This is a genomic window from Streptomyces sp. 6N223 (assembly GCF_052246635.1).
Lineage (GTDB): Bacteria > Actinomycetota > Actinomycetes > Streptomycetales > Streptomycetaceae > Streptomyces.
Map to the genome: position 1 here is coordinate 31,384 of NZ_JBQQCA010000054.1, position 18,866 is coordinate 50,249.

Genomic DNA, 18,866 nt, shown 5'->3' on the forward strand with positions numbered 1-18,866 from the left:
ACGCCACCCTTACGATTGCCGCGAGAGATGGCAACCGGCAAGAAGCAGCGAGAAGTGGGGCGATCTATGCGGCATTACGGGCACCTATCGGCTGCGCAGCGACGCGCCCTCTTCCATCAGGAGCCCGCCGAGTTCGGCATGGCTTCGCCGGTCACCACCCTCGGCATCGCCCTCGGAGCCACCCTCTACTCCCCGGCCACCCGCCCCGGACTCGCCGCAGACATCCGCAGACAGGCCGCCAACGGCGTCGTCTCCATGGTGCTGTGCCTGGAGGACTCCATCAGCGACGCCGAGGTGCCCGCCGCCGAGGAGAACCTGCTGCGCCACCTCACCGAGCTGCACGCCGCCGGGGACCACGCCTCGCTGCCGCTGCTCTTCATCCGGGTGCGCGTCCCCGAGCAGATCACCGGCCTCACCGAGCGGCTCGGCCCCGCCCTGCGGCTGCTCGCCGGATACGTGATGCCGAAGTTCACCGCCGCCTCGGGCCCGGCGTTCCTCGAAGCCCTCACCGCCGCCGAGGCCGTGTGCGAGCGCCGCCTGCTGGCCATGCCGGTGCTGGAGTCCCCGGAGCTGCTCCACCTGGAGACCCGCGCCGAGGCCCTGCGCGCCACCGCCCGCGTGCTCGACAAGCACCGCGACCGCATACCCGCCATACGCCTCGGGGTCACCGACTTCTGCTCCTCCTACGGCCTGCGCCGCAGCCCCGAGATGACCGCCTACGACGTGCAGCTCGTCGCCTCGATCATCGGCGACGTCGTCAACGTCTTCGGCCGGGCCGACGGCACCGGCTACACCGTCACCGGGCCGGTGTGGGAGTACTTCCGCACCCCCGAGCGCATGTTCAAGCCGCAGCTGCGCACCAGCCCGTTCAGCGGCCGGGGCGCCGAGCAGCTGCGCACCCGCCTCATCGACCGGGACATGGACGGCCTGCTCCAGGAGATCGAGCTCGACCGGGCCAACGGCCTGATGGGCAAGACCTGCATCCACCCCTCCCACGTCGCCCCCGTGCACGCACTCTCCGTGGTCAGCCACGAGGAGTTCAGCGACGCCGCCGACATCCTGCGCACCGGGCCGGACGGCGGGGGAGTGCTGCGTTCCGCCTACACCAACAAGATGAACGAGGTGAAGCCCCATCGCGCCTGGGCGCAGCGCACCGTGCTGCGCGCCGAGCTCTTCGGGGTGGCCCGCGAGGGCGTCGACTTCGTGGACCTGCTGGCCACCGGCATCGAAGGACGCACGGCATGAGCGCGACGACAGGCACAGCGACCGGTGCGACATGGCCGGGGGAGTGGGTGACCCGCCGGCTCGGCGTCGAGCTGCGCGGCGCGGACGGCGCACGCGACGACGCCGCCGTCCGCGAGCTGCTGGGCCTGGCCATACGCCGCAACCCGCGCCGCGCCCACCTGCTGGTCTCCACGGTGCTCGGCAAGCACGTGCCGCAGCGCCCCGCCCGCGTCCACGGCACCGGCGTGGCACTCGGCCGCCAGGTGCGCGCGCTGCTCGGCGAGGACGCCGCCCGCCGCGCCGTGGTGCTCGGCTACGCCGAGACCGCCACCGGCCTGGGCCACAGCGTCTCCGACGGCATCGGCGAGGGGCCCGGGGGCGGCGTGCCGTACCTGCACTCCACCCGCCGCCCGGTGCCGGGCGTGACGCCGGTCGGCGGCTTCGAGGAGGAGCACAGCCACCACACCTCGCACCTGCTGCTGCCCGGCGACCCCGCGCTGCTGGCCGCGCGGGGCCCGCTGGTGCTGGTCGACGACGAGCTGTCCACCGGCCGCACCGTGCGCAACACCATCGCCGCGCTCCACCGCCGCTGGCCGCGCGACCGGTACGTCGTCGCCGCCCTGGCCGACATGCGCACCGACGCCGACCGGGCTGCGCTGGCGAAGTTCTCCGCCGAGCTGGGCGTCGTGGTCGAGGTCACCTCGCTCGCCCGGGGGCGGCTGAGCCTGCCGGACGACGTGCTGGCCCGCGCCGCCGACCTCACCAGCGAGGCGGGCGAGGAGGAGCAGGGCCGGTTGGCCACCCCGTCGGCCCCCGGGACCCTGGCCGGCGTCGACCTCGGCTGGCCCGCCGGCCTCCCCGACGGCGCCCGCCACGGCTTCACGCCCGCGGACCGCGAACGCCTTCAGGCGGCCCTTCCGGACATGGCCGCCCGCCTGGCCGCCGCCCTCCCCGGCGCCGCGCGGCGCGTGCTCGTCCTCGGCACCGAGGAGCTGATGTACGCCCCGCTCCGCCTGGCCGCCGCCCTCGACGACGCGCACCCGGCGGAGGTGTACTTCTCCACCACCACCCGCTCGCCGGTCCTCGCCGTCGACGACCCCGGCTACGCCATCCGCACCCGCCTCACCTTCCCCGCCCACGACGCCCCCGCCGACGGCCCCGGCCCGCGCTTCGCGTACAACATCGCCGGCCGGGAGTGGGACGCCATCGTCGCCGTCACCGACTCGACCGGCGACACCCCCCAGCTCCACGCCCCCGGCGGCCTCCTCGACACCCTCGCCGCCCACGCCCCCCACCTCCTCCTCGCCGTGATTCCCTCCCACACGCCCCTGCCCGAGCCGCTGCGCGGCCCGGCGTTCTCCTCCTACACCCCCGAGGAGGTCGGCTGGCTGCTGAAGGACCTCTCCGAGGTCACCCTCGAACGCCCCACCGAGGAGCGCGAGGAGGCCATCCAGCACGGCGGCGCGCACTACGCCGAGATGCTGCCGGTCGAGTACCAGCCCAGCGCCGACTACCAGCGCCTCTTCCACGCCGCCCTGGACACCTCGGCCCGCCGCATCGCCCGCGCCGTCGGCACGGTCACCGAGGCGATCCTGGCCGAGCGCACCCGCCCGGGCAGCCGCCCGGTCCTCGTGTCGCTCGCCCGCGCCGGCACCCCCATCGGCATCCTGCTGCGCCGCTGGGCCGCCCACGCGCACGGCCTGGACCTGCCGCACTACGCCGTCTCCATCGTGCGCGGGCGCGGCCTCGACGCCACCGCGCTGCGCTGGCTGGCCACCCACCACGACCCCGAGGACGTCGTCTTCATCGACGGCTGGACCGGCAAGGGCGCCATCGCCCGCGAACTCGCCCAGGCGGTCGCGGCGTACGACGGCCCCGGCCGCGGGCGCTTCGACCCCTCCCTCGCCGTCCTCGCCGACCCCGGCCGCTGCGTGACGACCTTCGGCACCCGCGAGGACTACCTCATCCCCTCCGCCTGCCTCAACTCCACCGTCTCCGGCCTGATCTCCCGCACCGTGCTGCGCGCCGACCTCATCGGGCCGAACGACTTCCACGGCGCCAAGCACTACCGCGAGCTGGCCGCCTCGGACGTCTCGGGCGACTTCCTCGACGCCGTCGGCTCCCACTTCGCCGACCCCGCCCTCGCCGCCGGAGCCGCCGCCGACGCTGCCGCGCTGCTGGCCGCCGACCGCACCCCCACCTGGTCGGGCTGGCGGGCCGTGGAGCGCATCAGCGAGGAGTACGGCATCGGCGACGTCAACCTGGTCAAGCCCGGCGTCGGCGAGACCACCCGCGTGCTGCTGCGCCGCGTGCCCTGGCGGATCCTCACCCGCCGGGGCGCCGGCGCCGAGCTGGACCACATACGGCTGCTGGCCGAACAGCGCGGGGTGCCCGTCGAGGAGGCGGACATCGGCGACGACCTCCCCTACAGTTGCGTCGGGCTGATCCATCCCCGCTACACCAAGGGCGCCACCGGCGCCGACGGAAAGGCGGCAACACAGTGACCGGCGACGCGGCGCCCCCCGTGCTGGTGGCCACCGACCTGGACCGCACCCTCATCTACTCGCCCGGCGCGCTCGCCCTCGACGGCATGCCCGACGCCCAGGCCCCCCGCCTGCTGTGCGTCGAGGTGTACGCCTCCCGGCCGCAGTCCTTCCTCACCGAGACGGCCGCCGGGCTGCTCGCCGAGCTGGCGGCCGAGCCCGCCGCGCTGCTGGTGCCGACCACGACCCGCACCCGCGAGCAGTACCTGCGCATCCGCCTCCCCGGCCCGCAGCCCCGCTTCGCGGTCTGCGCCAACGGCGGCCACCTGCTGGTCGACGGCCGCAGCGACGAGGCCTGGCACGCCGGCGTACGCCGCCGCCTCGCCGCCGAGTGCGCCCCGCTGGCCGAGGTCCAGCGCCACCTGCGCGCCGCCGCCGACCCCGCCTGGCTGCTGAAGGAGCGCGACGCCGAGGGTCTCTTCGCCTACCTCGTCGTCGACCGCGAGCGGCTGCCGGAGACCTTCGCCAAGGAACTGGCCGACTGGGCGGAGCCGCGCGGCTGGACCGTCTCCCTCCAGGGCCGCAAGCTGTACGCCGTGCCGCGCCCGCTCACCAAGTCCGCCGCCGTCGCGGAGATCGCGGAGCGGACGGGCGCGGGCACGGTCCTCGCCGCCGGCGACTCGCTGCTCGACACCGACCTGCTGCTCGCCGCCGACCACGGCTGGCGCCCCGGCCACGGCGAACTCGCCGAGTCGGGCTGGGGCGCGCCGCACGTCACCGCGCTGCCGGAGCGCGGCGTCATCTGCGGTGAGGAGATCGTCCGTGCCCTGCTGACGCGCGCGCGGCGGGAGGGCCGGCGGGCGGCGGGCCGCCCGTGACCGCGCGCCGCCGCCTGCGCTGCTCGGCCTCGGCCTCGGCCTGGCCCGGGTGCCGCGCCTGCCAGTACGGGTTGTCGTGCGGCAGCCGCCCGCTGACGCGCCCGTACATGCCGAAGATCATCAGCATCAGGCCGACGGCGAAGCTGAAGATCACGTTGCCCATGCGGAAGTTGAGGACGTTGACGTCGGTCTCCAGCACCGCGAGATTGGCGAAGCCGCTCAGCACGAACGCGACGCCGATCACCAGGTTCAGCGAGGAGGCGACGTTCCCGCCCTTCACCATGCCGCCGAGAAGGATCAGCCCCACCACGATCGACAGCCAGCTCAGCGCGCCGTTGGTGCTCAGGCCCAGCACCTCGTCGTCGCCGGTGGCGAAGAACCCGATGTTCTCGGTGACGCCCAGCACCCCGAACACACACAGGAACGCGCCCATCAGGCCAGCGCCGATCCGGTAGACCAGGCTCAGCCGGTGGTGGACGGGCAGGTGCTCGTCCAGCCGGGCTCGCGCCAGCAGCGCGCGAGGGCCGCTGCTCGGGACGCGGGGCTCGGCCCGCGCGTACTGGCTCCACGGCAGGCGGTCACGCCAGTCGCGCCGCTCCTCCTGCATACGCCGCTGCTCGGGCGAGGCCATCGACGCCTCCTAGGGACCTGGGGGCCAGGGAAAATCGTCTCCGGCACTTCCAGGTTCCCGCTCCGGCGCGGCTCATTCAACCGCAGCAGCCGCCCCCGCAGCAGCCACCGCCGCCACCGGCCCCGCCACCCGCGGCGGGCGCGGCTCCCGAGGCCGTGGCGCGGCCGCCGACCGCCACCATCGACAGCAGCCTCACCGTGTCGTCGTGCCCGGCCGGGCAACTCGCGGGCGCGTCCGACTCGGCCATCGGACGGCTCACCTCAAACTGGTCGCCACACGCGCGGCAACGGAACTCGTAACGGGGCATGCCTCAGAGACTAGCGCCGGAGGCGGCCTCGGCGTCAGGCTCAGCGCCCGCCCCGGATCTCCTCCACCACGGCGGCCACGGTGGCGCGCACCGCCTCCGCCTCCGTCAGGAACAGCCAGTAGTCGGGGTTGCGCCCGCCGTTCTCCAGGTCGCTCACCGCCCGCTCCAGCCGCTCCACCGCCGCGTCCAGCGGCCTCGCGTGGCGCGGGTCGGGAACGCTGCGACCGGTCATCGCCAGCCGCTGCGCGTCCCGGATCACGAAGCGCGTCCGGTCGATCTCCTTCTTCGGGTCGAACGACACCTCGTTCAGCCGCCGCAGCCGCTCGTCGGCCGCCGACACCGCCTCGTCCGTACGCCCGAGCAGCCCCCGCACCTCCGACAGCGCCGCCTCCGCCTCGGAGAGCCGCTGCTCGGCGAGCGCCTGCCGCGCCTGCCGCAGCGTCGCCTCCGCCTTCCGCACCGACTCCGCCGCCTGCCGCGGCACCCCCTGGAGGTCCTGCCAGCACCCGATGCTGAAGCGCCGCCGCAGCTCGCTGAGGACCGGCTCCACCTTCCCCGCCCGGGTGGTGATGGCCTCCGCCCGGGTCCGCAGGCTGGCCAGCCGCCGCTCGATCTCCGCCGCCCGCTTCGGCAGCCGCTCGGCCTCGGCCGCGATCGCCTCCGCCCGCCGCCGCACCTGCTCGGCCCGCCGGATCGTCGGCTTGATGCCGTGCTGCCCGGCGCCCTCGTTCAGCAGCCGCAGCTCGGGCCCGAGCGCGGCCAGCGACCCGGCCAGCTCGTCCGCCCGCAGCCCGGCGGCCCGCGCCGCGTCCAGCGCGGCCGTGGCCGTGCGCAGCGCCTGCCGCGCCCGCTCCACCGCCGGCGCGACCAGCGCGAGCTGCGACTCGGCCCGCTCCACCAGCCCGGCCAGGCCCTGCCCGAAACGTTCCAGCTCCGCGCGGGTCCGCTCCAGCGCGTCCCGCACCCGCAGCAGCTCGTCCCGCGCCCGCGCGGCCGCGCCCGCGTCCAGCTCGACGGCGTCCAGGTCGTGGGAGTCCATCGCCCTGATGTACTCCGCGCTCGCCTGGTCGACCCGCTCGCTCAGCGCCTTGAACGCGACCTCGGCGCCCCGGCCCTCCGCCGAGTCGTCCGCCGCCGCGATCGTCTCGATCGTGATCCGCAGGTCCCGCTGGGCGGTGTCCAGCTCGTAGAACGCCGTGGCCGCCGCGTCCCGCGCCTCCTGTGCGGCCGCCCGCAGGTCCTCGCCCCGCCCGCGTCCCCACCGCCGGGTGCCGCCCCCCGTGAACGCCCCCGGCACCGCCGCGCCGGCAAGGGCGAGCAGCGACAGCGGCAGCAGCACAACCCTCACCGTCACCTGTCCCCTCTCACGACCTCGGGCCAGAGCCGTGACGGCCATTGTCCCACCAGCCACGAGCGCCGGGCACGGGCCCTGTAGGCTGAGGTTCACCGTTCTCCGGTGTCCCCCGGGTGCATAGCTCAGCGGTAGAGCGCCGCCCTTACAAGGCGGATGTCGGCGGTTCGAACCCGTCTGCACCCACTCGCGGCCCCACCCGGCCCCGCGGCCCCACTCGGCTTCCCCGGGCTCAGTACCCCCAGGTCCGGCACATGTCCCGCAGCTCGTGCGGGACCTCCTCCGGCGCCGGCAGCCCCCGGCCGGGCTGGATCGTGCCGGTCTTGATCTTCTCCTTCCAGTCCCCGAAGCCCATGACGTACGGGCCGTGGTCGTTCCGGCCGTAGTCGACCATCTCCGGCTCCCAGTCGAGGCCGAGGAACTCGCAGATGCGCTGCGTCTGGGCCTTGGGGTCCTCCGTCATGTCCTCGTACCGCACGGTGAGGCCCGGAAGGGTCTGGCGGGCGGTCTCCAGGGTCTGGGCGTACCTGAGTATGTGCGGCACCGCCTTGGACATCGGCCGCCTCGCGGGGTCGCCCTCGTGCCAGGAGCGGGCTATGGACGCCGGGTGGCGTATCAGGAAGATGAAGCGGGCGTCCGGCCAGCAGGTGGCGATCCGCCGCCACACGAAGACGTTGGCGGGCGTCTTCTCCACGATCGTCTCCTTGCCGCTGAGCTGCAGCTCGCGGTGGAGCATCCGGTCCCACAGCAGGTGTTCCAGGTCGGCCCGGTTGTGCCCGAAGCCGGCCATCGCCCGCACCACCGTCGGCCGCCGGCGCAGGTTGAGGGTGAGCATCCTGACGTGCGTCTCGTGCGGGGCGTGCAGCTGGGAATGGCTGTTGAGCACGACGCGCAGCAGCGTGGAGCCGGAGCGGGGCGGCGAGAACACGAAGACCGGGGCCTTGAGCAGGCGGTCGATCGCCGGGCGCGCGGGCGGCCTGGCGGAGGCCGTGACGGGCGCGCCCCGCCGGGCGCGCCGCGATCTGCGGGGCACGCGGGTCGCGCGGGTCGCCCGCAGACCGGTCGCTCGTTCCAGGACATCGTTGGCTCTCCGCGTCCACTCCATGGCGCGAAAACATAACAAGTGTAAAGCGTGAATGGCAGCCCCCCGGACACCTGACGTCCCTTCATATTCACCCAGCGTGTCGCCGTCGGCACAGAGGGAGGTGGCGTGCGCCCGAAATTCCGTTTGCGCTGCGGGAGTTGCTGGATACGCTGAAAGCGGTCCAGGTGCGAAGGAGACGGTTACTTCGCCTTCGGAGCGGGTGGTCGCGGGTTCGAATCCCGCCCGGCGTTTTCTCGCGCCGGTAGCTCAGAGGCAGAGCGCCTATGTTCCGTCGCCGACCCTTGAACTCTGGACCGCCTGCTTCTGTCCATCGTCCGTCATCCACCTGCTACAACTTCAGACGTCCGCACCTCCCGGTGCGAAGGCCCTGGTTGCTTCTGTTTTGGGAAAGAGAAAGTACCGGAGCCGCCTGTGAACTCGGGAGGCCCAGGCACCGGAGCGCCCGGTGCGCAGATTGCGCGTTCTTCAGTGGTTCGATTCCATTCGGGGCCACCGCATGGCCCCGTTGCCCTGTTGGTTGGGCGTTCGCGCCGTCGCCGTGATCTCGGGCGCCCCTTTTTCTGGGCTTCCCCCGAAAAGCGATGAGGGGGTTTGTCGTGGCACGCTTCAATGCCCGCGCCGTACGCCGGGCGGTCCTTTCTCCGGTGAATTCCATTGGCCGCCGGACGGCCACCCACGAGGGCGGCCTGGGATTCCTGCGCGACCAGCGCGGCGAGCTCTTCCTGCTCGCCGTCGCGAACATGGTCGGGCAGGACACCTTCTACGAGCGCGGCGGCGACCGCGACGAGCGGTACGCGCGGCTCGTGCGGCGGCTCGCGGTGGCCGACCCCGCGTGGACGGCCGGGCTCCTCGGCTGGCTGCGCGGCGAGGGCCAGATGCGCACGGCCGCGCTCGTCGGGGCTGCGGAGTTCACCAGGGCCCGGCTCGACGCGGGCGCCGCGGGGCTGTCGCGGCAGGTCGTGGCGTCCGTGCTGCGGCGTGCCGACGAGCCGGGGGAGATGCTGGGCTACTGGACCTCGCGGTACGGCCGGGCGATCCCCAAGCCGGTCAAGCGCGGCGTCGCGGACGCGGCGCGGCGGCTGTACACGGAGCGGTCGCTGCTGAAGTACGACACCGCCTCGCACGCGTTCCGCTTCGGCGACGTGCTGGAACTGGTCCACGCCGCACCCGACCCGGAGCGGCCGTGGCAGGGCGAGCTGTTCCGGCACGCCATCGACCGCCGCCACGGCCGGGGGGAGGAGATTCCGGCGTCGCTGGCGATGCTGGCCGAGCGGGAGCGGCTGATGGCCGTGCCGGTGGACGAGCGCCGCCGGGTGCTGGCCGGGGAGCGCGAGCGGCTGGCGCGCGCCGGCATCACCTGGGAGGCGCTGGCCGGGTGGCTCCAGGGCCCGATGGACCGGCAGGCGTGGGAGTCCGTCATCCCCTCCATGGGGTACATGGCGCTGCTGCGCAACCTGCGGAACTTCGACGAGGCCGGCGTCTCCGACGAGGTCGCCGGGCGCGTCGCGGCGCGGCTGGCGGACGCCGACGAGGTGGCGCGCTCGCGGCAGTTCCCGTTCCGGTTCCTCGCGGCGTACCGGCACGCGCCGTCGCTGCGGTGGGCGTGGGCGCTGGAGCGGGCGCTGGGGCACTCGCTGCGCAACGTGCCCACTCTGCCGGGCCGCACGCTGGTCCTCGTGGACCGGTCGGGGTCCATGTTCGGCGGGGTCTCGCAGCGGACGAAGCTCAACCGGGCGGACTCCGCCTCGGTGTTCGGCACGGCGGTCGCGCTGCGGGCGAAGCGGGCGGACCTGGTGGAGTTCGGCACGTCCAGCCGCGCGGTGCCCTTCGCGCGCGGCGAGTCCGTGCTGCGGGTGCTGGAGCGCTTCGGCGACCTCGGTGGCACCAACACCACCGAGGCGGTGCGGCGCCACTACGCCGGGCACGACCGGGTGGTGATCGTCACCGACGAGCAGGCGCACCACAGCCACCACGGCGACCCGACGGCGCAGATTCCGCCGCAGGTGCCGGTCTACACCTGGAACCTCGCCGGGTACCGGGCGGGCCACGGCCCGTCCGGCACGGGCAACGGCAACCGGCACGTCTTCGGCGGCCTGAGCGACCAGGCGTTCCGGCTGGTCGGCCTGGTCGAGGCGGGCGCGGACGCGGCCTGGCCGTGGGAGAACTGAGCCCGGGGCGCGGGGCGGGGAGCGGAGTCGACGCCCGCTCCCCGTCGCCGCCGCCACGGCGCTGACAACCGCACAGGCAGGTCAGCGCCGTGGTCCCGCGACGGCGGCGACCGCTACGTGGCGGCACGGATTCGCCTTCGAACGCCCCACCGCCATCGGGGAGGGCGGCCCACACTGCCGGTTCGTCGTGCGCCGTACCCAGCGGCGGCGCGCGCTCCGGAAGCGGAGATTGTGTGACGCTTCCGGAGCGCGCGCAGCGGTGCCGGGCGACGGCGCGTCGTAGAGGTAACGAAGAAGGGGGATGCGATGGGGACCATGATCTTTCTCGGCGTGGTGGTGCTGCTGCTGGCCTTCGTGGTGGTGCTGCTGGCCGTCGACGACAGCAGGAAGCGCAGGAGCGGTCACTACGGGCCCACCTACAGCGGCGGCTCGCACGGTGGCGGTGGCGGCTGGTTCGACGGTGGCGGTGGTGGCGGTGGTGGCGGTGGCGGCTGGGGCGGCGACTGCGGTGGCGGCGGTGGGGGCGGCGACGGCGGTGGCGGCGGGGGCGGCTGCTGAGAGGGGGGACGCCATGGAACCGGGGATGACGATCATCGCCGTGGTGTGCGGAGCGCTCTTCCTCGCCATGCTGGTCTCCCCCCTGGGCGGCGGCCGTGGACGGCGCCGCTCGGGCGGTGGCTCCGGGGGCGGCGGCGGATGGTTCGACGGCTGGGGCGGCGGAGGCGGCTGCTGAGCCGCGTGACGCCGCCGCCCCCCTGACGCCGCCGCGGCGCGCCGCTACCCGCCGCCGAGCGGGGCCCGGCGGGCCAGCACCCGGCGGTGGGTGATGCGCCAGCCCCGCTCGCCGCGTACGACGGCGTCCTCGTAGGTCACGCTGCCGCACGTGCCGTCCGCGTTGACGCCGATGCCCTTGGACAGGGCGCGCGCCCGGTCCTCGGCGATTTCGGTGACGACGGTGTTGGTGACGTGGTGACCCACCGGGTTCGCCTCGCCCATGCCGAGGGCCGGGTCACGGAGGGCCGCAGACCCTCGATGGTGCCGTGGCCCAGGTCGGTCACGTCATAGGTGATGTCCGCGGTGAACACCTCGCCCATGCGGTCGAGTTCGCCCGCGTCGGCGAGGTGCCCGTGGAGTGCGATCAGCTCGGCGATGGCCGTGCGGTCCTCGGTGCTGAGTGACATGGCGGCGTTCAGCCTCCTTCCGGGGAGATCCCCGGTTGGCAACGCGTGGACGGTCAGAGGTGCGCAGGGCGGACGCCGCGCGGAACGCCGGGCTGCTGCTGGCGGTGTCCAGGGAGCTGTTCGCCGAACGTGGGCCCGAGGTCCCGCTCGACGAGGTGGACCGCCGAGCGGGCGTCGGCAACGCCACCCTCCACCGTCACGTTCCGACCCGCGGCGACCTGCTGGTGGCGGTGTACGCCGACGAGGTGGCCGCGCTCGTCCGGCGCGGCGAGGAACTGGGCCGGGAACGCGCCCCTGCCGAGGCGCTCTTCGCCTGGCTCGAGGCGTTCGTGGTGCACGTGGCGACCAAGCGTGACCTGGCGTTGGCGATCACGGACGACGGCGTCGGCGGGGTCGGCGGCGCCCGTCGCAGCGAGCTCTTCGACCGCCGGCACGCGTTGATGAGGACGATGGCGGAGGCGCTGCTGGCGCGGGCGCGGGAAGCCGGCGCGGTCCGCGCGGACCTGGCGGTGGCGGACCTGCTCGCGCTCACGAGCGCGACGGCGATCGCGGCCGGTGGGGCCGACCGCGCGCGGCGCCTGCTGCGGCTGCTGCGCGAGGGCCTGGCGGCGGACTAGCCGCCGAGCCGAGGGCTCCGCCTCCGGGCCCTGGCCCCCGGTTCTCCTTGACGACGGCTCCTGCCCTCAGCGCGTCACGGCGTCGCTGCGGGGGTTGGCTGCTGCTCCGCCGGGCTCGGGGTCCGGAGGAGGCGCGCCGCGAGGAGGCCCGCCGCCACCAGGGCCAGCAGGGAGAAGCCCGTGGCAAACCAGCTCGCGCCCAGGAGCTGGCCGCCCAGGTAGCCGAGGCCCACGCTGTAGCCGGTCCAGGCCACGGCCGCCAGGGCCGACCAGGGGAGGAACTCGCGCGCCCGGCGGTGGGTCGCGCCCGCGCCGAGGCTGACCAGGGCGCGCCCGGCGGGGGCGAAGCGGGCCAGCACCACCAGCGAGCCGCCGCCGCGTGCCAGCGCCGCGCCGATCCGCTCCTGGGCTGCCGTCAGCCGCCGCGAACGGGCGATCGCGTCGCTGAAGCGGCGCCCGCCGTGCATGGCGAGCCGGTACGCGACGAGGTCGCCGACGAAGGACGCGCAGGCGGCGCAGAGGATGAGCAGGAACAGCTGCGGAGGCAGGTGGGAATCGGGGGAGGGCAGGCCCGCGACGTCGGCGGCGGTGCCGGCGGCGACGGTCGCGGCGGTCACGACGAGCGCCCCGCTGGGCAGCACCGGCACGAAGACGTCGAGCAGGATGGAGACCGCGACGATGACGTAGATCCAGGGGGCGTAGAGCAGCATCCCCAACGTCTCCTCCACGATGGTCCCCGCTCCCCTACCGCAACTGCCGAGGGCCGCCCCCCAACGAGCGTCCCGTTCCGCCGTACAGCGTACGCCTAGCACGTTCGAGTGGTGTACAGGGGTGAGTGTGTTGACACTCTCAGCACCTCGCCATCACACCCGTGTCGTGAGCCGGGGCGCGGCGTTGTTCACCTCAGGACGGACACGGACACGGACACGGACACGGTGGGAGCGTGGCATGCGTGAGGCGATGACGGCGATGACCGCGGTGACGATGACCGCGACGGTGGCCCTGGCGGCGGGCGGGGGCGCGGCGGCCGTGCAGGGGGCGGGGGAGGGGCACGCGGCCCACGGGCTGCGGATGGGCGGGCAGTTCGAGGCGCCGAGCGGCGGCGGGGTCCTCCAGGCGGTGACGTACGACGAGGAGCTGGTCCCGGCCGGGGCGCGGATCGGCGTCGGGCAGCGGGTCACGAACGGGACGATGGTGGTGAGCGTGGCCGTCGAGGGCGTAGAACCCGGCCACGCCTTCGGCGTCCACGTGCACACCGCCCCCTGCACCGCCGACCCCGACGACGCGGGCGGCCACTACCAGCACCGCCCGGGCGAGGAGCCGTGGCGGGCCAACCCCCGGAACGAGGTGTGGCTGGACCTCACCGCCGACGCCTCGGGCCGGGGCGCGGAGGAGGCCCGCCACGGGTGGGTCTTCCGGGAGGGCGAGGCGCGGTCCGTGGTCCTGCACGAGCACGCCACCGCCGTCGGCGGCCACCACGGGGGAACGCCGGGTGACGCCGGCGAGCGTGTGGCCTGCTTCACGGTGCCCTTCGCGGGCGAGTGAGGGCCGGGCGGCGGTACGGTGTGGGGGACTGAAGGGGAGTAGCTCTTCGCCGGACCATCGACATACTGGCCCGCCACCGGAAGGCGGCGGGCCCGGTGCCCGGAGCGGGCGGCGGCCCAGCGCGTCACGCCGTGCAGCCCGTCAGCGAGACCTTCGGCCGCAGCGATCACACCACGACCGCTGCCGTGCCGAAGTGTGCGCTCCCCGCGGGCTCCTCGGCGCGGCGGCCGACACGAGGAGCGACTGACCGTCCATGTTCTCCCTCAGCACCGCCGCCGTGGTCTTCGGCGTCATCGTCCTGGCCGAGCTGCCCGACAAGACGGCCCTGGCCGGTCTGCTGCTCGGCACCCGGTTCCGCGCGGGCTACGTCTTCGCCGGGGTGGCCGCCGCCTTCGTCCTGCACGTGGTGCTGGCCGTGGCCGCCGGGAGCGTGCTCACGCTGCTGCCGCAGCGCCCGCTCCAGGCCGTGGTGGGGCTGCTGTTCCTGGGCGGCGCCGTGCTGGTCCTGCGCGAGGCGCGCAAGCAGGGCGCCGGGGAGGACGACGAGGGCGAGGAGGACGACGAGGGTGCAGTGCGGGTGCCGAGCGAGCCGTCGTTCTGGCGCGTGGCGGGCAGCGGCTTCACGCTGATCCTGGTCGCCGAGTTCGGCGACATCACGCAGATCATGACGGCCAACCTCGCCGCCCGCTACGACGATCCGCTGTCGGTGGCGGTGGGCTCGGCGCTGGCGCTGTGGTCGGTCGCGGCGCTCGGCATCCTCGGCGGCCGGGCGTTGCTGCGCTGGGTGCCGCTGCGGGTGATCAGCACGGTCGCGGCGGCGGTGATGCTGGCGCTGGCGGGCTTCAGCCTCTTCGAGGCCCTCGCGGGCTAGCGCACGTCCGGGCCGTCCGGGCCGTCCGGGCCGTCCACGATGAGCCGGACGCCGCCGCCCGGGAAGGACAGCGGCTCGGCACGCAGGTGCTCCAGCGTGGGCACCCACGCCGTCGGCGCGTACTGGGCGGCGCGCGGGCCGACGCCGATGACCCGCATCCCGGCCGCGCGCCCCGCCGCGATCCCGGCGCCCGAGTCCTCGAAGACCAGGCACTCGGCCGGGGCCGCCCCCAACTCGGCGGCGGCCTTGAGGAAGCCCTCGGGGTCGGGCTTGCTGGCGCTCACCGACTCGGCGGTGATCACCACCTCGGGCATCGGCAGCCCGGCGGCCCGCATCCGGGCGGTGGCCAGGGCGAGGTCGGCCGAGGTGACCAGGGCGTGGGGGGCCTCGGCGATGGCGGCCAGCAGCGCTGGCGCGCCCGCGACGGGGACGATGCCCTCGACGGTGGCGGTCTCCTCGGCCAGCAGCCGGGCGCCCTCGGCGCGGTTGACCTCCATGGGCCGGTCGGGGAGCAGTTCGGCCATGGTGACGTACGCCTGCCGCCCGTGGACCACCTTCAGCACCCGCTCCATGTCGAGGCCGTGCCGGGCCGCCCAGCGTCGCCAGACGTGTTCGACGACGGCGTCGGAGTTGACCAGGGTGCCGTCCATGTCCAGCAGCAGGGCTCGGGCGGTCAGTTCCACGGTCGTCATGGCGCGGACTCCTGGGCTCGTAGCGCAAACATGCCAGTGGCTCCGCCCGGTTTCAGTGGTCGGGGAATCGGGCGGAACCACTTTGTTTGATTACGATACAAAACCCGGGCCGGCTCCGCCACCCCCTCTCCGCCGCCTCCCCGACAATTCGACTGCGGGACGCCGCCCGTTCAACGACGCGGGCACTCGCCGCCGCCAGGCGCTCCGCGACGCCCGTCCCCGCCTCGGTAGCGGCTGCGGCCATGGGTTCATCGTGGAAGAACCAGGGCGCTCCCGCCCGCCGTGGAGCCGCTCACCGAGCGGTCGTGAAGCCGTCGCCGAGTTGACCGATCCGGCCGCGCGGACGTGGGCGTTCGTGCATAATCGCTGCCAACCGCCGCTCCGGGGACTGGGGAAGGGGTGGGGCACGGTGATTCAGCGGTGATCTGGGGGACCGACTGCCTGGTGTGCGGCCGGCCCGCGCTGCCGTCCGGCGAGCCGTCCTGCGACTGCCTGACGCACAGCCTCTCCCGCCCGGTCGGCCCGCCGGAACACGGCCCGGATCCGGCCGATGTGGCCCGCTTCCCGCTCGAACCGACCGAGCCGAGCCGGCCGGAGCCGCCCCCGATCCGCCGCGGGCCCCGCCACCGCGCCGTCCGCCACCGCCGGATCGCGGCGACGGCGGGCGGCGCGGTGGCGGCGGTGGTCGGCTGCACGGCGCTGGCCGCCGCCTTCCTCGGCGGCCTCCCGGAGGGCGACGAGGGCTCCAGCAGGGCGTTGCCGGACGGCGGCAGGCTGCCGACGCCGGGGCCCACCGAGTCCACCGGGCCCACCGAGTCCGGCGAGTCCGGCGAGTCCGACGCGACGCCGGACGCGACGCCGGATGGCCCGCCGCGCGACACCCCGAGCGAGTCGCCGGGCGGGGCGGGGGACGCCGACCCGGCGCCGGGGGGCGGGCGTTCGCCGTCGCCGGGGGAGACCGAGGGCAGCGGAAGCGTGGCCAGCCCCGAGCCCTCGCCCGCCGCCACGGACGGCGGCGGGTCCTTAGCCTCCGGCAGCCCCACCGACCCCGGACCGGACCCGGATCCCACGCCCGGGCAGGCCGCCCCGACCGCCACCGACAACCCCGTGCCGCTCGTGCTGCGCGAGGGCGACCGCGGACCGGAGGTCGTCGAGCTCCAGAAGCGGCTGCTCCAGCTCAACTGGCTCTACGAGGGCCGGGCGCACGGGCGTTACGACGCGGCGACGCGCGAGGCCGTCGCCACCTTCCAGGTTTCGTACGGCGTGCAGGGCGACGAGGAGGGCGTCTACGGCGTCAACACCCGCGCCCGCCTGGAGGAGAGCACGGCGGAGCCCCGAGGGTGACGGCTAGGGCCCGAGGCGCGGCGGCCGGCCCCGGGCCGGCTCCTCGAAGCGGATCGGGACGTCGAACGCCGCGCGGCGCGTGGCGCGCCGCAGGGCCCGCAGCACGCTGCCGCCGAAGGCCAGGACCAGCACCGCCGTGAGCAGCGCCCGGGGGATGTCCCAGCCGAGCGAGGTCGCCAGCACGTACGCCACGTACCGGCCCAGGTTCTCGCTCAGCGGATCCCCCGGCACGAACGAGATGCCCGAGCTCATCCCCGCCAGGTACGGCCAGCCCTGGAGGTTCATCACCAGCCCGTAGCCGACCGAGGACACCGCCCCGTACGCCGCCACCAGCAGCAGCTCCCCGCGCCCGCGCAGGGTGTGCGCGCCCGGCAGCAGCCCGGCGCCCATGGTGACCCAGCCCATCGACAGCATCTGGAACGGCAGCCACGGCCCCACCCCGCCCGTCAGCAGCGCCGAGGCGAACAGCGACACCGCGCCCAGCACGAAGCCGAAGCCGGGGCCGAGCACCCGCCCGGCCAGCACCATCAGGAAGAACATCGGCTGGAGCCCGGCCGTGCCCGCGCCCAGCGGGCGCAGCGCCGCCCCGGCCGCGGCCAGCACGCCGAGCATCGCCACGGCCTTGGCGTCCATGCCGGTGTCGGCGATGGTGGCGGCCACCACGGCCAGCAGCAGCGGCAGCAGCAGCGCGAAGAGCCAGGGCGCGTCGGCCGAGTGCCCGGCCAGCTCGGACTCGGGGGGTGCCAGCAGCGGCCAGCCGAACGCCACCACGCCGACCGCCGACACCAGCGCGAGCGCGGCGGCCGAACGCCAGCCGAGCCGCACCGGGTTCACCCGCCGGGTCACGGCGCGACGCCCAGGGCCTCGCGGACCTGGCCGGCCGTCAGCCAGGTCGCCGGCCCGGCGGGGGTGGCGAGTATCTTCGCCACCTGCGGCGCGAACGCCGGTGAGGCGACCACGACCTCGGCCGTCGGCCCGTCCGCCACCACCTCGCCCTCGGCGAGCACCACCACGCGGTCGGCGAGGTCGGCGGCCAGCTCCACGTCGTGGGTGGCCAGCACCACGCCGTGGCCGCCGGCCGCCAGCTCCCGCAGCACGCCGGCGAGCCGCGCCTTGGCGGCGTAGTCCAGGCCGCGGGTGGGCTCGTCGAGCAGCAGCAGGGGAGGGGCGGCGGCCAGGATCACGGCCAGGGCGAGCGCCAGGCGCTGCCCCTCGGACAGGTCGCGCGGGTGGGCGGCGTCGGGCACCTCGGGCAGCAGCCGCGTCACCAGCGCGCGGCACGTGCCGGGCGCCGCCCCGGCGTCGGCGTCCGCCGCCGCGCACTCGGCGGCCACGGTCTCCGCGAACAGCACGTCGCGCGGGTCCTGCGGCACGAGCCCGGCGCGGCGCAGCAGCTCGGCGGGCCGCGTGCGGTGCGGCGGCCCGGGGACGCCAGCGAGGCGTACGCCGCCGGAGGCGGGGGCGTGCATGCCGAGGAACGCCCGCAGCAGCGTGGACTTGCCCGCGCCGTTGCGGCCCATCAACGCCACGATCTGCCCGGCGGCGACGCGCAGCTCGACGCCGCGCAGCACCTCGGCGCGGCCCCGGCGGACCGTCAGCCGGTCGGCGGCGGCGAGAACCTGGCCGTCACCGGTGGCGGGGACAGGGCGTTGCGCTGCGCCGAGGCGTTCGCGGAGCGGCCCGGCGCGGCGGCGGGCGTCGCGCACGGTGAGCGGCAGCGGCGTCCAGCCCGCCACCCGGCCGAGGGCGACGACCGGCGGGTGCACGGGGGATCGGGCCATGACGGAGGCGGGCTCGCCGAGCACGGGCGGGGCGCCGGGCGCGGGCAGCAGCAGCACGCGGTCGGCGTACTGGACGACGCGCTCCAGGCGGTGTTCGGCCATCAGCACGGTCGTCCCGAGGTCGTGGACGAGGCGTTGCAGCACGGCGAGCACCTCCTCGGCGGCGGGCGGGTCGAGGGCGGAGGTCGGCTCGTCGAGGACCAGCACGCGGGGGTGGGAGGTGAGGACGGAGCCGATGGCGACGCGCTGCTGCTGGCCGCCGGAGAGCGTGGCGATGGGGCGGTCGCGCAGCGGGGCCAGGCCCAGCAGGTCGAGGGTCTCCTCGACGCGGCGGCGCATGGTGGCGGGCGGGACGCCCAGGGACTCCATGCCGTAGGCGAGTTCGTCCTCGACGGTTTCGGTGACGAAGTGCGCCAGCGGATCCTGGCCGACCGTGCCCACGACGTCGGCCAGCTCGCGCGGCCGGTGCGTGCGGGTGTCGCGTCCGGCGACGGTGACGCGGCCGCTAAGGGTGCCGCCGGTGAAGTGGGGAACGAGGCCCGAGACGGCGCCCAGGAGGGTCGACTTGCCGGCGCCTGAGGGGCCGACGAGCAGGCACAGCTCCCCTTCGGGGATGGTCAGGTCCACGCCGCGCAGCGCGGGCGCGGCGGCCCCGTCGTAGGTGACGGTGACGTCGTCGAAGGTGATC

The 18,866-nt window shown here is 75.1% G+C and carries 18 protein-coding genes, 2 tRNA genes and 1 pseudogene; 12 read left to right on the forward strand and 9 right to left on the reverse strand.

What is annotated here, in order from left to right; translation table 11 throughout:
* Positions 1-66: 66 nt before the first annotated feature.
* Genes ACTWQH_RS26475 through ACTWQH_RS26485 form a run of 3 tightly spaced genes read left to right on the forward strand, consistent with a single transcriptional unit; the run spans position 67 to position 4,585 of the window.
* Positions 67-1,245 carry an HpcH/HpaI aldolase/citrate lyase family protein gene (locus ACTWQH_RS26475; protein WP_443289270.1) on the forward strand — a complete coding sequence of 393 codons (1,179 nt, stop codon included), beginning with the start codon at positions 67-69 and terminating at the stop codon, positions 1,243-1,245.
* The gene (locus tag ACTWQH_RS26480) at positions 1,242-3,728 is read left to right on the forward strand and encodes a phosphoribosyltransferase (RefSeq protein ID WP_443289271.1); all 2,487 of its coding nucleotides are present in this window, start codon (positions 1,242-1,244) and stop codon (positions 3,726-3,728) included. Before ACTWQH_RS26475 ends, ACTWQH_RS26480 begins: the two co-directional genes overlap by 4 nt.
* The gene (locus ACTWQH_RS26485) at positions 3,725-4,585 is read left to right on the forward strand and encodes an HAD family hydrolase (protein ID WP_443289272.1); all 861 of its coding nucleotides are present in this window, start codon (positions 3,725-3,727) and stop codon (positions 4,583-4,585) included. Before ACTWQH_RS26480 ends, ACTWQH_RS26485 begins: the two co-directional genes overlap by 4 nt.
* Here the strand turns inward: ACTWQH_RS26485 and ACTWQH_RS26490 are convergent.
* The 3 genes from ACTWQH_RS26490 to ACTWQH_RS26500 all read right to left on the reverse strand — a co-directional run bounded on the left by ACTWQH_RS26490 (position 4,506) and on the right by ACTWQH_RS26500 (position 6,877).
* Positions 4,506-5,216 carry a DUF4383 domain-containing protein gene (locus ACTWQH_RS26490; protein ID WP_443289273.1) on the reverse strand — a complete coding sequence of 237 codons (711 nt, stop codon included), beginning with the start codon at positions 5,214-5,216 and terminating at the stop codon, positions 4,506-4,508. The two genes, ACTWQH_RS26485 and ACTWQH_RS26490, sit on opposite strands and share 80 nt — an antisense overlap.
* Before the next feature lie 76 nt (positions 5,217-5,292).
* A complete protein-coding gene (locus ACTWQH_RS26495; protein WP_443289274.1) occupies positions 5,293-5,523 on the reverse strand; it encodes an FmdB family zinc ribbon protein in 231 nt (76 codons plus the stop codon).
* 40 nt (positions 5,524-5,563) lie between these two features.
* Complete coding sequence (locus ACTWQH_RS26500) at positions 5,564-6,877, reverse strand: hypothetical protein (RefSeq protein WP_443289275.1); 1,314 nt, start codon at positions 6,875-6,877, stop codon at positions 5,564-5,566.
* A 111-nt stretch (positions 6,878-6,988) separates the two neighbouring features.
* Here ACTWQH_RS26500 and ACTWQH_RS26505 point away from each other — a divergent pair.
* A tRNA-Val gene (locus ACTWQH_RS26505) sits at positions 6,989-7,060 on the forward strand.
* Between the two features lie 46 nt (positions 7,061-7,106).
* On the opposite strand, the gene ACTWQH_RS26510 is transcribed toward ACTWQH_RS26505, so the two are convergent.
* Entirely contained in the window at positions 7,107-7,979 is an 873-nt protein-coding gene (locus tag ACTWQH_RS26510) for a sulfotransferase family protein (protein WP_443289276.1), read from the reverse strand.
* 363 nt (positions 7,980-8,342) lie between these two features.
* Here ACTWQH_RS26510 and ACTWQH_RS26515 point away from each other — a divergent pair.
* The 4 genes from ACTWQH_RS26515 to ACTWQH_RS26530 all read left to right on the forward strand — a co-directional run bounded on the left by ACTWQH_RS26515 (position 8,343) and on the right by ACTWQH_RS26530 (position 10,880).
* Positions 8,343-8,471, forward strand: a tRNA-OTHER gene (locus ACTWQH_RS26515).
* A gap of 104 nt (positions 8,472-8,575) precedes the next feature.
* Positions 8,576-10,147, forward strand: coding sequence for a TROVE domain-containing protein (locus ACTWQH_RS26520; protein WP_443289277.1), 1,572 nt, complete (start codon positions 8,576-8,578; stop codon positions 10,145-10,147).
* Between the two features lie 306 nt (positions 10,148-10,453).
* Entirely contained in the window at positions 10,454-10,705 is a 252-nt protein-coding gene (locus ACTWQH_RS26525; protein ID WP_443289278.1) for a hypothetical protein, read from the forward strand.
* Between the two features lie 25 nt (positions 10,706-10,730).
* Positions 10,731-10,880: a hypothetical protein gene (locus ACTWQH_RS26530; RefSeq protein WP_443289279.1), complete on the forward strand. Its 150-nt coding sequence runs from the start codon at positions 10,731-10,733 to the stop codon at positions 10,878-10,880.
* Positions 10,881-10,924: 44 nt separating this feature from the next.
* On the opposite strand, the pseudogene ACTWQH_RS26535 reads toward ACTWQH_RS26530, so the two are convergent.
* Positions 10,925-11,328 (reverse strand): annotated as a pseudogene (locus ACTWQH_RS26535) (nuclear transport factor 2 family protein).
* Between the two features lie 59 nt (positions 11,329-11,387).
* Between ACTWQH_RS26535 and ACTWQH_RS26540 the strand changes: the two are divergent.
* Entirely contained in the window at positions 11,388-11,945 is a 558-nt protein-coding gene (locus tag ACTWQH_RS26540; protein ID WP_443289280.1) for a TetR/AcrR family transcriptional regulator, read from the forward strand.
* A 74-nt stretch (positions 11,946-12,019) separates the two neighbouring features.
* On the opposite strand, the gene ACTWQH_RS26545 is transcribed toward ACTWQH_RS26540, so the two are convergent.
* A complete protein-coding gene (locus tag ACTWQH_RS26545) occupies positions 12,020-12,673 on the reverse strand; it encodes a DedA family protein (protein WP_443289281.1) in 654 nt (217 codons plus the stop codon).
* 220 nt (positions 12,674-12,893) lie between these two features.
* On the opposite strand from ACTWQH_RS26545, the gene ACTWQH_RS26550 reads away from it, so the two are divergent.
* Together ACTWQH_RS26550 and ACTWQH_RS26555 are read left to right on the forward strand one after the other, a co-directional pair.
* Positions 12,894-13,490: a superoxide dismutase family protein gene (locus tag ACTWQH_RS26550; protein ID WP_443289282.1), complete on the forward strand. Its 597-nt coding sequence runs from the start codon at positions 12,894-12,896 to the stop codon at positions 13,488-13,490.
* A 253-nt stretch (positions 13,491-13,743) separates the two neighbouring features.
* Complete coding sequence (locus ACTWQH_RS26555) at positions 13,744-14,361, forward strand: TMEM165/GDT1 family protein (protein WP_443289283.1); 618 nt, start codon at positions 13,744-13,746, stop codon at positions 14,359-14,361.
* Here ACTWQH_RS26555 and ACTWQH_RS26560 read toward each other — a convergent pair.
* Positions 14,358-15,053: an HAD-IA family hydrolase gene (locus ACTWQH_RS26560; protein ID WP_443289284.1), complete on the reverse strand. Its 696-nt coding sequence runs from the start codon at positions 15,051-15,053 to the stop codon at positions 14,358-14,360. The two genes, ACTWQH_RS26555 and ACTWQH_RS26560, sit on opposite strands and share 4 nt — an antisense overlap.
* Before the next feature lie 420 nt (positions 15,054-15,473).
* On the opposite strand from ACTWQH_RS26560, the gene ACTWQH_RS26565 reads away from it, so the two are divergent.
* Positions 15,474-16,397, forward strand: coding sequence for a peptidoglycan-binding protein (locus ACTWQH_RS26565; RefSeq protein WP_443289285.1), 924 nt, complete (start codon positions 15,474-15,476; stop codon positions 16,395-16,397).
* A 3-nt stretch (positions 16,398-16,400) separates the two neighbouring features.
* Here the strand turns inward: ACTWQH_RS26565 and ACTWQH_RS26570 are convergent, their stop codons facing one another.
* Together ACTWQH_RS26570 and ACTWQH_RS26575 are read right to left on the reverse strand one after the other, a co-directional pair.
* On the reverse strand, positions 16,401-17,243 hold the full coding sequence (locus tag ACTWQH_RS26570; protein ID WP_443289286.1) for an ECF transporter S component: 843 nt from the start codon (positions 17,241-17,243) through the stop codon (positions 16,401-16,403).
* Positions 17,240-18,865: an ABC transporter ATP-binding protein gene (locus tag ACTWQH_RS26575; protein WP_443289287.1), complete on the reverse strand. Its 1,626-nt coding sequence runs from the start codon at positions 18,863-18,865 to the stop codon at positions 17,240-17,242. Before ACTWQH_RS26575 ends, ACTWQH_RS26570 begins: the two co-directional genes overlap by 4 nt.
* Position 18,866: the final 1 nt, after the last annotated feature.